We start from the raw sequence: 14,041 nt of genomic DNA on the forward strand, positions 1-14,041 counted from the left end.
CTCATCGTTCAGTCAATCAGCGTCTGTTTTCGGTCATCCATTCACGGGCGTGATCGACGGCGTCCGGGATCGAGAAGAGCATGGCCGGAGCCCCGCCCACCCATCCCCTGCGCGCCCGCGAATCCGGGAACGTTCCGCCGATCTCCGCGAAATCACTGTCGTCCAGCTCGACGTCCTCGTACGCGGTCCACTCTCCCCCCTGCTGACGCCCTGGCCGGACCCCCGGATGGTTCACCTTCACCACACACTCGTACATGCGCAAGGGGGGCTTCGGAATTCGATACTCCGCGAGATGGAATGCGGTGCAGACGGAAAACCCCACATTGATCATGAGTACCTGTCCTCCCTCCCAGCACAGCTTTCCCAGGGGGGAGTCCTCGCCCATGTGGCTTTCGATCCGGTGGCCCGAGCAGAGCCGCGCCGCGTCCCGGCCCACGGCGGCGAACGAGGTCTGCGGGTGGGCGCTGCGCGCGGCGCCCGGCGCCGTGCGGACCGCCTCGGCGAGGACCCCCATGCCCTCGCTGGGGCTGAGCAGCGGGTCGTACGCGGGCATGCGCTCCCGGAAGGCCGCCACCTGCTCCGGGGTCAGGCCCGCCGTCCGCCGCCGATGGCTGGCGGAGGTGACGGAGTTGGACGCGGTGAACGCCGGGACCATCAGGGTGCCGCGGCGCCCGAGGAGACCGGTCAGGGCCTCGCGCAGCACCTCGGCGCGCAGCCCCGTACCGCTCAGGGAGGCGTGGGCCATCAGCCGCATCCCCGGGCGCACACCGAGCCGCCGCAGCTGCGCCGCGAGGGTCAGGGCGCCCGGCACCCCGCGCGGCGGGGCGCTCACGCGTCGACCGCCTTCAGCTCCCCGCGCAGTTCCGCCACCAGCCGCTTGCCGGTGACCGTCAGCTCGGCCGCTCCCGACAGCCGGTCCAGGGCCCGGTGGATGGCGTCCGAGGCGCCCGGCTCCGGGGCCGCCGTCGCCCGCCGGTACGCCTCCACCGCCACCCGCTCGTGCACGTCCGCCAGCAGCCGCGACACCGGGACCGGCCGCTCCCGCCACGGCGAGGGGTGCTCCCACTGCCCGTCCAGCGCGTACAGGTCGGCCACCTCGGTCAGCGCCCGCAGCCGGGCCCGGCGCCGCCCGGTCAGCAGCGCCAGCGCCGTCTCCCGGACCCCCGCCGCGTACGGCACCCCGAGCGCCCCGGGGCCGTGCCGGCCCGCCTCGCCCCAGTCGCCGGCCCGCGGGCCGCCCGCGAGCGGGGTCAGGGTGCTCAGGGGACTCAGCCCGGCGGTGGCCGCCCGGGTGAACTCCGGCAGCGAGGCGCACAGCAGCGCCCACGCCCCGTCCAGCCGGCCGCGCCACTCGTCGGCCTCCCCGGCGCCGAGCCGGAGCCTGGGCGGGCGGGCGAAGCAGTTGCGGTACGGGTCGAGGTCCTCCAGCGCCACCGGCGCGGAGTCCGGCCCGGGCGACCAGGTCCGTACGGGCTGCCAGCGCGCGTCCCCCGCGGCCGGCCCGAAGCGGTGCTCGGTGCGGCCGTCCCGCACGGCGTACGCCCCGTCGGCCGCCCGCAGCGCGGCCCGGCCCTCGGTGCCGGGCTCGCCCAGCCGCAGCAGGCCCAGCGTCGGCAGGTACACCTCGCCGTCCCGGTAGGCGACCTCGGCCGGCAGGTCCAGCCCGCCGCGCAGCACGGCCGCGGCGGTCAGCGCGGTCAGCCGGCGCGCGGCCTCCGCGGGATCGGGGCCGGGCGCCGCGCCGGAGGGGCGGTCCCCGCGCGCTCCGTCCAGCGCGGCCAGCACCCAGGTCCGGGTGAACGGGTGGTCCAGTACGGCGTCCAGGGCGTCGGCGCCCGCGTCCCCGGCCCGCTCCACTTCGGCCAGCAGCTCCCAGGCCCGGGCCCAGGCGGGTTCCCCGGCGAGGTCGGCGTGCAGCCGGGCGAGCAGCACCCGGGTCAGCTCCTCCTGGGACCGGGCGAGTTCCGCCGGGTCGGCGAGCTGCGGCGCGGTCTCCCCGGCGGAGGTGCGGCCCTCGACGCCGTCGACGAGCTCGCGCAGGTCGGTGCAGTACACGGAGGGGTTCTCGAAGCCGTGCCCGTCGCGGTAGCGGTGGGTGTAGAGCCCCCCGCCGCACGAACGTACGACGGGGCACCGTCGGCACGCCTCACTGACCCCGGCCAGGCCCAGCTGCCGGGCACGGACCCCCGGATGGGCCGCGACCTGGTCGAGGGCGTGGTCGAAGACGTTGAACCCGGTGGCCGCCGCGCCCTCGTAGGCGCTCTTGAGGGAGTCCACCTGCTCCAGGGTGCCGTCGGTCTCGACGACGACGAGGTCGGTGGGCGCCAGCCCCAGGGACTCGGTCAGGCTGGGGCCGCCGCGCAGGGTGGAGAGCAGGGACTCGAAGAGCCGTACGGGTACCGGGCGCTCGCGGCGCTCCCAGTGGTCGAAGACCCGCAGCAGCCAGCGGGCGTACGCGTCGGGGGCGCCGTCGGGCCGGGCCGGGGGCGTGTCCCAGGTGGCGTGGGGGAGGAGGAAGTCCACGCGCGGGGGTTCGAGTGCGACGAGCGCGTCCAGGACGGCGACCGGGTCGTTGGCGACGTCCACGGTGCAGAGCAGGCCCTGGTAGAGGTGGCGGTAGGGGGCGGAGCGGAGCAGGGCGACGGCGGCCAGGACCAGGGGGTGGCTCGTACGGCCGTCCGCGAAGCGGCGGTGGCGGTCGTTGGCGGCGCGGTCCCCGTCGAGGGAGATGCCGACCCGCACGCCGAACTCGTCGAAGAGGTCGAGGTACCGGCTGTTCAGCTGGAGGCCGTTGGTGTGGATCCGCAGGTCCAGGGCGGCCGTTCCGGCGAGCGCCCGGGTGAACTCCTCGCACACGAGCCGGAGCCGGTCGGGGCCGGCCAACAGGGGTTCCCCTCCGTGGAGAATCACCGTGACAGAGGGGAGTGCATGGTCACGGGCATGCTCGGCGAGCCGCGACGCGGTCTGCGAGACGACCTCGGGGGAGATCACCTTCGGTCGAGCCCGCCAGCTCTGATCTGCGTGTTCGTAGACGTAGCAATGATCACAAGCAAGATCGCATCTGCTGTGAACTTTCAGGACGATCTCGCGAAATGCGATCAGGCCGGTCATTCCACCAGTCTAGAGCGCTTACTCCACCGTCAGAGAGCGGAGTTGAAGATCGGTGACTGGACCGAACGACCGGATTCCGCCGGCAGTACACGGCCGAGCGTCGCCGTCGCCGAGGCGCTGCGGACGTCGATCTGGGCGAGCGGGGTCCGGCGGGCCTTGACCGTGCTGGTCGCGGGGGTTGCGGAAGTGTTCACGACACCGTCCTTGGGGGAGCCATGGGGAATGGGCATGTGAATGACAACAACGGCACGCTGCTGTCAAGCGTGGACTTTACTCGGCCACACCCCATTGGCAACCGAGACATGACGCCTGGTCAAGCGTTCTAGGCAAAGGGCGGCGAATTTCACGGTGGGCGTATTCGGCCGTTCGCCGCACGGCAAGATCCATTTCGCGCGGCGGACGATTTCGGCGCCCCGGCTCCGGTCCCGGTCCGCCCCGGCCCGTCTCCGGCTTCGGCCCCGCTACGCGGGCTGCTGTTCGCTCACCGGGGGTGCCGGGACGTCGCGCAGCAGCCAGTTCAGGACGTCGGGCAGCGCGCGCAGGGCGGCGAAGTGGGCGCCGGCCGGGTCGATGGTGGTGGTGGCGCCGGGGATCCGGCGGCCCAGCCAGCGGGAGTGGCCGACGGGGGAGAACACGTCCAGTTCCCCGTGCCAGATCAGCACCGGGCAGCGGATGTCGGCCGGGTCGAAGCCCCAGGGGCGGCTGAAGGCGAGGGCGTCGTCGATCCATCCGTAGGCCGAAGTCCGCAGGCCCTCACGGTAGTTGCGCAGCAGCATCGACCGCAGGCCCGCATCCGAGACGATCATGCGGTCGTTGGCCGTCAGGTCCTGGCGCAGCTCGTCCAGGAGGCGGCCGGGGTCCTTGCGGATGCCGTCGGCGCGGGGGATCAGCCGGGCCGCCAGTTCCTCGGGGTCGTCGAAGGCGGTGGTGTACTCCTGGACGTTGGAGTCGGCCATCCCGGCGAACCAGTCCAGGTCTTCCGCGTCCCAGGGGGCCAGCCCCACCATGGCTGCCGTCCGGGTGACCCGGTCCGGGAGCAGGGCGGCGCAGGCCAGGGCGCCGGGGGCGCCGCCGGAGCGGCCCGCCACGGCGAAGGCGTCCAGGCCGAGGGCGTCGGCGATCGCGGCCACCTCCTGGGCCACGTCCGCGACGGTGCGGCCGGGGTGGCGGTCGGAGCCGCCGTAGCCGGGTCTGTCGTACGCGATGAGCTGCATCCGGCGCTGGTAGAGGACCATGCCCCGGGGCGCCGGGCCCAGGCGGCTGCCGGGGGTGCCGTGGAGCAGGAAGACCGGCCTGCCACCCGGATCGCCCCAGCGCTCCACGGTCAGGGCGCGGCCGTCGGCGGTACGCACCTGATGGCGCACTCGCTCCCTCCCTCATGGTCGACGCGAGCCGTCACGGTGATTGTGCTCGCTGGGGGAGGAGTGCGGTAGGGCGCACTTCGCGCGAAATTCTTGTGAAAGTTTTCACAAGCGCGCAGAGGTCTTTGGTCCCTCGGCATATGCCCAGGTCACGTAGGGGATTTGAGGGGCGTGAACCGGCGTGAACGGTCCTTCGGCCCCCTCGAAAGGGGCTTTTTCGGCGCTGCGGCTTCCGTTTTCGGGTGTGGAATTGAGTCATCAGGCTGAGTCGTCAGGAAATCAGCGGATCGCCGGTTCGGGCCGGGTCGAAATGAAGGAGTTCCCGTCATGCAGGCCAACGAGATGGTGGACGGACTGGTTCAGGGCGCGCTCGCGGCGCTCGGCCGGTTCGAGTCGTTCAATCAGGAGCAGGTCGACCACATCGTCAAGAAGGCCTCCCTGGCGGCGCTGGCCCGGCACGGCGAACTCGCGCAGCTCGCCGTCGAGGAGACCGGCCGCGGCCTCTTCGAGGACAAGGCGGTCAAGAACCTCTTCGCCTGCGAGCACGTCGTGAACTCCATGCGCGGGCTGAAGACGGCGGGCGTCATCCGCCGCGACGAGCTGAACGGCATCACCGAGATCGCCGAACCGGTCGGCGTCGTCTGCGCGATGACCCCGGTCACCAACCCGACCTCGACGACGCTGTTCAAGGCCCTGATCGCGCTGAAGACCCGCAACCCGATCATCTTCGCCTTCCACCCCTCCGCGCAGAACTGCTCCGCCGAAGCCGCCCGCACCGTGCGCGACGCGGCCGTCGCGGCCGGCGCCCCCGAGGACTGCATCCAGTGGGTCACCGTCCCCTCCATGGAGGCCACCGGCGCGCTGATGAACCACCCGGGCGTCTCCACCATCCTCGCCACCGGCGGGAACGCCATGGTCAAGGCCGCCTACTCGTGCGGCAAGCCGGCCCTGGGCGTCGGCGCCGGCAACGTTCCCGCGTACGTCCACAAGAGCGCCAAGCTGGGCCGCGCCGTCCACGACATCGTGCTCTCCAAGGCCTTCGACCACGGCATGATCTGCGCCTCCGAGCAGGCCGTCATCCTCGACCAGGAGGTCTACGAGGCGGGCATCGCCGAGTTCCGGCGCCTGGGGGCCCACGTGGTCAGCGCCGCCGAGAAGACCAAGCTGGAGCAGTTCGTCTTCGGTACGACGGCCCACGCCGCCGACTGCTCCGGCGCGAAGCTGAACCCGGCCGTCGTCGGAAGGTCCCCGCAGTGGATCGCCGAACAGGCCGGGTTCACCGTCCCCGAAGGGACCTCCCTCCTGCTCGCCGAGTGCGGCGAGGTCGGCGACGGCGAGCCGCTGACCCGCGAGAAGCTCTCCCCGGTACTGGCCGCGCTGAAGGCCTCCGACACCGAACACGGCCTCCGACTCGCCGCCGCGATGGTGGAGTTCCACGGGCTGGGCCACAGCGCCGCCATCCACGCCGAGGACGAGGAGCTCGTCGAGGAGTTCGGCCGCCGGGTCAAGGCGGTCCGCGTCATCGCCAACTCCCCGTCCACGTTCGGCGGCATCGGCGACGTCTACAACGCCTTCCTGCCCTCGCTGACCCTGGGCTGCGGCTCCTACGGCCACAACTCGGTCTCCGACAACGTGACCGCGGTGAACCTGGTCAACATCAAGCGGATCGGACGGCGCAACAACAACATGCAGTGGTTCAAGGTCCCGCCGAAGATCTACTTCGAGCGCAACTCCATCCGCTACCTCGGCGAGATGGACGGCATCAGCCGCGTCTCCGTCGTCACCGACAGGACGATGGTCTCCCTCGGCTTCGTGCAGCGGGTCACCGACATCCTCCAGGCCCGCGACGGCGCGGTCGCCGTCCAGGTCATCGACAACGTCGAGCCCAACCCGGAGCTGGCCACCGTACGGGCGGGCGCCGCGCTGATGCGCGAGTTCCGGCCGGACACGATCATCGGCCTCGGCGGCGGCTCCCCGATGGACGCCGCGAAGATCATGTGGCTGATGTACGAGCACCCGGAGGTGGAGTTCGGGGACACGAAGGAGAAGTTCTTCGACATCCGCAAGCGCGCCTACACGTTCCCCTCACTGGGCGGCAAGGCGAAGATGGTCGCCATCCCGACCACCTCGGGCACCGGCTCCGAGGTCACCCCCTTCGCGGTCATCTCCGACCCGGCCGCGGCCCAGAAGTACCCGCTCGCCGACTACGCGCTGACCCCGGACGTCGCCATCGTCGACCCGGTCCTGTCGATGGGCCTGCCGCCCACCGTGACCGCGGACTCCGGCTTCGACGCCCTGACGCACGCCACCGAGGCCTACGTCTCCGCGTACGCCAACGACTACACGGACGGCCTCTGCCTCCAGGCGATCAAGCTGATCTTCGAGAACCTCCAGCGGTGCGTCGTGGACGGGCCGAACGACCCCGAGGCCCGCGAGAAGATGCACAACGCCTCGACGGTCGCGGGCATGGCCTTCGCCAACGCCTTCCTGGGCCTGGTCCACGCCATGGCGCACACCCTGGGCAACACCTTCAAGGTCGCCCACGGCCGCACCAACGCGATCCTGCTGCCGCACGTGATCCGCCACAACGGCACGGTCTCGCACAAGGCCACCCCGTGGCCGAAGGCGGAGGTCTACCGGGCGCCGGAGCGCTTCCAGGAGATCGCGAAGATGCTGGGCCTGCCGGCGGCCACTCCCGCCGAGGGCGTGGAGTCCTACGCGCGGGCCGTCGAGGAGCTCCGTACGAAGTGCGGGATCCCGGCCTCCTTCGCCGAGGAGGGCGTGGACGAGCGGGCCTTCCTGGAGGCCCTGCCGACCCAGGCGATGAACGCCTACGCCGACCAGTGCGCCCCGGCGAACCCCCGGATGCCGATGATCGACGACATGCGGCAGCTCATGCGGCAGGCGTACTACGGCACCGCGGAGGGCGCCCCGGCCGGAGCGTGACCCCCCGGGGCCGCCGGCGGAGGACGGTGAGGGAACAGGGGCCCGCCCGGTGCGCACGCACCGGGCGGGCCCCTCCGCGTCCGCGTCGCAGGCGGGCCGCTCCCGGGTCCCCGGCGGCTTCTAGAGGTGCGGGATCAGGGCCGCCGTGGCCGAGCGGGCCCGTTCCAGGGCGGCGGAGCGGTCCGCGCCGGGCTGGCCCAGGACCACGCGGGTGCTGAGCCCGTCCAGCAGGGCCAGCAGCTCCGAGGCCCGGCCGGGCACGTCCACCGGGGCGAAACGGCCCTGGTCGACGCCCTTGGCGAGGAGGGCCTCCAGGTCGCGCTGCCAGCCGTCGTCGATCTCCTGCTGGGCGGCGCGCAGTGGTTCGTTGGAGGCCGTACGGGCCCACAGCTCGATCCACAGGGTCCAGCGCGGGTCCCGCGGGCCGCGCGGCAGGTACAGCTCCGCGAAGAGGGCGAGCTTGCGGTGCGCGGTGACCCGCCGGCTCAGCAACCCGGCCCGCTCCGCGGCGAGTTGGTCCTCGCTCCAGCGCAGCGCCTCCAGCAGCAGGCGGTCCTTGCTGCCGAAGTAGTACAGGATGTGGCCGCCGCTGGTGCCGAGCCGCTCGGCGAGCGCGGACATGGTGAGCGCCGCCAGCCCGTCCTCGGCGATCGCCGTCATGGCCTCTTCCAGCATCCGCTCCTGGGCGATCTGCCCGTCGCGCCGCCGTGCCGCTCCCGCCACCGGTCCGCCCTCCTGATCTTCGGGTCCCGACCTTATCCCGGACAGGGTCTTGACGCGGCCCCCGTTCGCCCCGCATCTTGAATGCCATTCAAGAACCTAGAACGTCGTTCAAGGTCCAGTACGGTCCGGAGCGGTCCCGCAGGGCCCCGCGGGCTCCCGCGGGTCGAAGATCAGGGGTACGGCGCATGACACAGCAGGAGACGACGCCCGACGTCGACGAGGTCTTCCGGGTCGAGACCCACGGCATCGACCCCATCCCCGACGCCGAGCGGCACGGCAGCGCCAAGGACCTCTTCTGGCTCTGGTTCGGCTCGAACCTCACCTTCACCTACGTGATCAACGGGGCCCTCGCCGTGGCCTTCGGCCTCTCCTTCTGGCAGGCCACCGCGGTCGTCGTGATCAGCGGACTGTCCTTCTTCGCCGTCAGCGCCGCCGGCCTCAGCGGCATCCGCACCGGCACCGCGACCCTGGTCATCTCCCGCGCGGCCTTCGGGGTCCGCGGGAACTTCCCCGCCGGCGTCCTGAACTGGGTGGTGAGCATCGGCTACACCATCGTCAACACCGTGGTCGGGACGCTGGCCCTGGAGGTCTTCTTCGCCGAGACCGGCCTCGGCACCGGGAACGGCGTCCGGGCCCTCGCGCTCGCCCTCACCCTCGCGCTGACCTTCGCCGTGGCGATGTGGGGCCACGCCACCGTGCAGTTCGCCGAGCGCTGGATGGCCTACGTCCTCGCCGCCGGCTTCGGCGTGCTCCTCGTCTTCGTCCTGCCCGGCGCCGAGACCTCCGCACCCGCCGCCGCCCCCGGGCTGTCCGGCTGGAGCCTGGCCTTCGTGGTCATGCTGGCCGGGCCGTTCTCGTACCTGCCGATGCCCGCCGACTACACGCGCTACCTGCCCCGCACCACCACGCTGAAGTCGATCACCTGGATGGGCGCCCTGGGCGGCTTCGTCTCCTCCGTGGCCCTCGGCGTCGCGGGCGTGGCCGCCGCCACCCAGACCGACATGACCGACGCGGTCGCGGGGGCCGAGAGCCTGCTGCCGGGCTGGTTCCAGCCCCTGTTCCTGGCCCTGGTCCTCGGCGGCTCCGTCACCAACTCGATCATCACCCTCTACTCCTCCAGCCTGAACCTCCAGGTCCTCGGCATCCCCTGGAGCCGGGCCCGCGCCATCCTGATCAGCGCCGCCGTCACCGCCGCCGGCTCACTCGGCGCGCTGTTCCTCACCGACTTCACCACCTCCCTGCTCTCCTTCCTCTCCCTGCTGATCATCGTCTTCGCGCCCTGGGGCGGGGTCTTCCTCGCCGACATGCTGCTGCGCCGCTGCCGCTACGACTCCGACGCGCTGCACGCCGGGCGCGCGGGCGCCTACTGGTACCGCGCCGGCTACCACCCGGCCGGCCTGGCCGCCCTGCTCGCCGGCATGGCCTTCGCGGCCCTGACCTGCGATTCGGAGCTGTGGACCGGCCCGCTGGTGGCCCCGCTCGGCGGCGCCGACCTCACCCTGCTCGGCGCGGTGGTGTCCGGGCTCACGTACGCGGCCCTCGTCCGCCGGACGCCCGCGTACGCGCCGGCCGCCTGACCCCTCCGGCAGTCCGCCCCGGCCTGTCCGCCCCGGCCCCGGTCCCGTCCCCCGGCCCCACTCCCCACTCCCGTCCCCCCCCGCACCCGTCCACGTCGCCCAGGAGCACCACCCCATGTCATCGCACCCCTTCCCCGCAGACCTGCTGCTCACCGGAGCCCGCATCCACACCGTGGACCCCGCCCTGCCCGAGGCCGAGGCCCTCGCCGTGCACGACGGCCGGATCGTCTGGGTCGGCGCCGACGCCGACGCCGGGCAGTGGTACGGGCCCGGCACCGAGGTGCTCGACGCGGGCGGGAAGCTGGTGCTGCCCGGGTTCATCGACGCGCACAACCACGTCCGGCTCGGTTCCGACGACGCCTGCGTGCAGCTGGCCGGGGTCCGGATCCTGGAGGCGATCCTCGACCGGATCGGCACCTGGCGGGAGGCGCACCCCGACGCGGAGTGGATCGAGGCGGAGGCCTTCGACTACTCGGCCGTTCCGGGCGGGCGGATGCCGTGCGCGGCCGACCTGGACCCGGTCACCGGGGACACCCCCGCGATCGTGCTCTCGTACGACGTGCACACGGCCTGGCTGAACACCGCGGCCATGCGGCGCCTCGGCGTGACCCGGGACCGCACCGACCTGCCGTTCGGCACGGCCGCGACCCACCCGGAGACCGGCGAACCCACCGGCTTCGTCACGGACTTCGCCGTCAAGGGGCTCTCCCGCGACGGCCACCGGGAGCTGCGCGCCCTCGGCGTGCCGTGGGCCTCGCCGGAGCGCCAGTACGGGCGGCTCGTGAAGAGCCTCGACGACGCCATCGGCTTCGGCATCACCACCGTCGTGGAACCGCAGAACTCCCTCGACGACCTGGAGCTCTACGAGCGGGCCCGGGCGGAGGGGCGGATGCGCTCGCGGATCGTCGCCGCGCTGTTCCACCCGCGCGGCACCACCGAGGAGGAGCTCGACGGCTTCGCGGCGGCCGCCCGGATGTACGCGGGGGACCGGCTGCGGGTGGGCCCGCTCAAGCTGTACATCGACGACGTGGTGGAACCGCGCACGGCCGCGCTGCTGGAGCCGTACACCGGCTGCGGCGCGCACCGGGGCGAGACGTTCTACCCGGCGGAGGAGTTCGCGGACCTGCTGGCCGGGCTGGACGCGCGCGGCTTCCAGTGCTTCGTGCACGCCACCGGCGACCGCGGCATCCGTACGGTGCTGGACGCGGTCGAGCACGCCCGTACGGTGAACGGTCCGCGCGACGCCCGCCACCAGGTCGTGCACGTGGAGTGCCTGGACCCGGCGGACGTGCCGCGCTTCGCGGAGCTGGGCGTGGTCGCGTGCATGCAGCCGCGGCACTGCGCGCCGGAGATCGCCGGGCCCGGCCAGGACTGGGCGGAGAACGTGGGCGAGGACCGCTGGCACAAGGCGTGGCCGATGCGGAGCCTGCAGGAGGCGGGCGCGGTGCTGGCCTTCTCCAGCGACTGGAACGTCGCCGAGATGGACCCGATGGTCGGCATCTACACGGCGGTGACGCGCCGCCCGCTGGGCGGCGGCGACCCGTGGCAGCCGGCCGAGACGGTGGACGTGGCGCAGGCGGTGTACGGCTACACGATGGGCTCGGCGTACGCCAACTTCCTGGAGGCGGAGCGGGGTTCGCTGTCCGTGGGCAAGGCGGCCGACTTCGTGGTGCTGTCGCGGGACATCCTCGCCGTCGCCCCGGAGCGGATCCCGGGCACGGTGGCGGAGGTGGTCGTGGTGGCGGGCGAGGTCGCCCACCGGGCCGGCTGACGCCCGGCGGGGCGTCGCGGGGCCCGGGGCCGGCTGTACGCCGCCCCGGGGGCCGGCCGCGTGCGTCTTGCGGCGGGGTCAGCGCTGGGGCCAGTACCAGAGCGGTTCGTCCAGCGGGCCCTCGCGGCCCGCGACCTCGGTGCGGCCGAACTCCTTGACCAGGGTGATCGTCCGCAGGTCCACCCGGTGCCGGCGGGTTCCGGCGGCCAGGGCCCCGGCCAGCGCGTCGGCGTGGGTGACCACCACCGTCTGGGTGTTCCGGGAGGCCGTGAGGATCAGGTCCGCGAGCGGTTCCAGCAGGTCCGGGTGGAGGCTGGTCTCCGGCTCGTTCAGCACCATCAGGGCGGGCGGCCGCGGGGTCAGCAGGGCCGCCGTCCAGATCAGGTAGCGCAGGGTGCCGTCGGAGAGCTCGGCGGCGTCCAGCGGGCGCAGCAGGCCGTGCTGGTGGAGTTCCAGCGCGAAGCGGCCGTCCCGTTCGGTGACGGAGACCCGGCTGCCCGGGAAGGCCGCTTCGACGGCCTCGTCCAGCGCGGCGTGGTCCCCGATCTCGCGGATCGTCTGGAGCGCGGCGGGCAGGTCCGAGCCGTCGGCGCCGAGCACCGGCGTACGCGTGCCGATCCGCGGGGTCCGGGCGGGCGCCCCGGCGTCGGTGCGGACGTGGTCGTAGAACCGCCAGGACCGCATCAGCTCGCGCAGGGCGAGCAGGTCGGGGGCGAGCTGGGGGTCGGCGAGCTCGCCGAGCACGGAGTCGTACGGGCGCAGGGCGTTCTGCGTCCGGTGCCAGCCGCCGTCGGCCGTGCGCGTCCGCACGGCGGGGCCCGCCCGGTCCGACAGCAGGGCGGCCGGGCGCAGCACGGGCCCCGCCCAGGTGCACTCGCGCTTGATCTCCGGGTCCAGGGAGAAGAGCGAATCCGGGACCGGGGCCGGGTGCCCGAAGTCGACGGCGTAACCGAACTCGTCGCCCGCGAAGCCCAGGCGCAGGCTGACCGGCTCGCTCCGGACCGTGCCCTGGAGCGGGTGCTGTCCCTCGCGCACCGCCCGGCCGAGCTTCTCCGGCCCTGCCCACAGGGTGGACGGCAGCCCGCCCTCCCTGGCCAGCGCGGCGACGGCGCCACCGCGGGCGGAGTCGGCGAGCAGGCGCAGCGAGCGGTACAGGCTGGACTTGCCGGTCCCGTTCGCGCCCGTCACGACGGTGAGCCGGCCCAGCGGGACGACCAGTTTGCGCAGGGAGCGGTAGTTCTCGACGGCGAGCGTGGTGATCACGGGACGATCATGCCCCGGGTCGCTCGCCGGGCGCGGGGAAACGGCCCGTCGGCAGTACCCGGCGGCCCCGGGTCGTTCACCGGGCGTCCGTTCCCTCCCCGGCGAACCGGGGGACGGACGGCGCGTCGCCGGGGAGCCCGCTGCCGACCGCCGGACCGGGCCTGCCCTTGCGGAAGATCGCGCAGGCGAGCGTGACCGCGGAGCCGAGGACCGCCCAGCCGGCCAGCACCAGCATCGGCCCGCCCGCGCCGTTGCCGCTGAAGTACGCGATGGAGCGTGCGGCGTACGTGCCGGCGCCCGGCGGCAGGGCCGGGCCGATGGCACTCCAGAACGGCGGCAGCAGCGGGTACGGGTAGGCGCCGCCCGCGCTCGGGTTGCCGAGCACCACGACCAGCAGGATCGCGAGGCCGATGCCGACCACGCCCGCCAGCCCCTGGAGGGCCAGGGTGATCGCGCCGACCGCGAAGACGACCAGGGTGCCCAGCCCCCACAGCGCCATGAGGGAGCCGGACAGGGCGCCCAGGACCGGGCCGGCGATGACCGCGCCGAGCAGTCCGGCGACGATCGCGTACACGAGCAGCGCGCCGAGCCGGATGACGGCGCGGGCGGAGTTCGCGGGGCGGGCGCCGGCGCTGATCGCGAGGATCGCGGCGCACAGGTAGCCGCCCACGCACCAGCCGACGACCAGGTAGAAGGCGCTCAGCCCGCGTCCGTCGCCGGCGGCGGCCGGGGCCACGTCGACGATCCGGACGGTGCGGCCCTGGCTCTGCTCGGCGAGGCCCACGACCTCCTCGACGGCCTGGGAGAGGGAGGCGCCGGCGCCGCTGGCGACCAGCAGCCGGTCGATCGTGCCCGACGGGTCGATGATCAGGGCGGCGTCGACGTCCCGGTTCTTGATCTGGGCGCGGGCCGCGGCCTCGTCCTTGACGGTGCGGGGGGCGAGCGGATCGCCGGGCAGGGCGCCGAGCTGCTGCGCGGTCTGCGTGGCGACCGGAGCGAGGGGGGCGGCCACCGCGATCGGGATGTCGCGCGGTTTCGGGTGGTGGAAGGCCCCGATGTACGAGGTGATGAAGGCGAGCTGGAGGGCCAGCACCCCCAGGACCAGCAGGGCCGCGCGGGCGGTCACGGCGTCCTTGACCTCGGCGAGGAAGCCTCCGGGCGGGCCTGCTGCGGTGCTCTCGGTGGGCTGGTTCATGCCCCCCACGCTCGGCGCGGCGGGGGCGGGGCGCAGCAGGGGAGGACCGAATGGATGACCGAACACGTGTTTCGCACGTGTATTCGAATTGCTC

At 73.3% G+C, this 14,041-nt stretch carries 10 protein-coding genes; 3 read left to right on the plus strand and 7 right to left on the minus strand.

The genetic code is table 11. The features are described 5' to 3' along the window. Positions 1-16: 16 nt before the first annotated feature. The 4 genes from ACZ6S8_RS12540 to ACZ6S8_RS12555 all read right to left on the minus strand — a co-directional run bounded on the left by ACZ6S8_RS12540 (position 17) and on the right by ACZ6S8_RS12555 (position 4,475). Complete coding sequence (locus ACZ6S8_RS12540; protein WP_469454962.1) at positions 17-832, minus strand: AAC(3) family N-acetyltransferase; 816 nt, start codon at positions 830-832, stop codon at positions 17-19. Continuing rightward, on the minus strand, positions 829-3,111 hold the full coding sequence (fxsBH, locus tag ACZ6S8_RS12545) for a radical SAM/SPASM protein FxsBH, inactivated beta-hydroxylase extension form (RefSeq protein WP_469454964.1): 2,283 nt from the start codon (positions 3,109-3,111) through the stop codon (positions 829-831). Before fxsBH ends, ACZ6S8_RS12540 begins: the two co-directional genes overlap by 4 nt. A gap of 29 nt (positions 3,112-3,140) precedes the next feature. Then, positions 3,141-3,305 (minus strand): FxSxx-COOH cyclophane-containing RiPP peptide, encoded by a 165-nt coding sequence (fxsA, locus tag ACZ6S8_RS12550; RefSeq protein ID WP_469454966.1) that lies wholly within the window; start codon positions 3,303-3,305, stop codon positions 3,141-3,143. Positions 3,306-3,572: 267 nt separating this feature from the next. Further along, the gene (locus tag ACZ6S8_RS12555) at positions 3,573-4,475 is read right to left on the minus strand and encodes an alpha/beta fold hydrolase (RefSeq protein ID WP_469454967.1); all 903 of its coding nucleotides are present in this window, start codon (positions 4,473-4,475) and stop codon (positions 3,573-3,575) included. A 324-nt stretch (positions 4,476-4,799) separates the two neighbouring features. On the opposite strand from ACZ6S8_RS12555, the gene adhE reads away from it, so the two are divergent. Further along, positions 4,800-7,418, plus strand: coding sequence for a bifunctional acetaldehyde-CoA/alcohol dehydrogenase (gene adhE, locus ACZ6S8_RS12560; protein ID WP_469454969.1), 2,619 nt, complete (start codon positions 4,800-4,802; stop codon positions 7,416-7,418). A 120-nt stretch (positions 7,419-7,538) separates the two neighbouring features. Here adhE and ACZ6S8_RS12565 read toward each other — a convergent pair whose 3' ends face one another. Beyond that, positions 7,539-8,141 (minus strand): TetR/AcrR family transcriptional regulator, encoded by a 603-nt coding sequence (locus ACZ6S8_RS12565; RefSeq protein WP_469454971.1) that lies wholly within the window; start codon positions 8,139-8,141, stop codon positions 7,539-7,541. 185 nt (positions 8,142-8,326) lie between these two features. Here ACZ6S8_RS12565 and ACZ6S8_RS12570 point away from each other — a divergent pair, with 185 nt between their 5' ends. Together ACZ6S8_RS12570 and ACZ6S8_RS12575 are read left to right on the plus strand one after the other, a co-directional pair. Beyond that, entirely contained in the window at positions 8,327-9,718 is a 1,392-nt protein-coding gene (locus tag ACZ6S8_RS12570; protein WP_469454973.1) for a purine-cytosine permease family protein, read from the plus strand. 115 nt (positions 9,719-9,833) lie between these two features. After that, positions 9,834-11,489, plus strand: a complete 1,656-nt coding sequence (locus ACZ6S8_RS12575; protein WP_469454974.1) for an amidohydrolase — start codon at positions 9,834-9,836, stop codon at positions 11,487-11,489. 78 nt (positions 11,490-11,567) lie between these two features. Here the strand turns inward: ACZ6S8_RS12575 and ACZ6S8_RS12580 are convergent, their stop codons facing one another. Both ACZ6S8_RS12580 and ACZ6S8_RS12585 read right to left on the minus strand, forming a co-directional pair. After that, positions 11,568-12,752, minus strand: a complete 1,185-nt coding sequence (locus ACZ6S8_RS12580; RefSeq protein WP_469454975.1) for an AAA family ATPase — start codon at positions 12,750-12,752, stop codon at positions 11,568-11,570. Between the two features lie 76 nt (positions 12,753-12,828). Beyond that, a complete protein-coding gene (locus ACZ6S8_RS12585; RefSeq protein WP_469454977.1) occupies positions 12,829-13,947 on the minus strand; it encodes a DUF3533 domain-containing protein in 1,119 nt (372 codons plus the stop codon). Positions 13,948-14,041 lie beyond the last annotated feature (94 nt).

Source organism: Streptomyces sp. NPDC048461 (assembly GCF_055587105.1).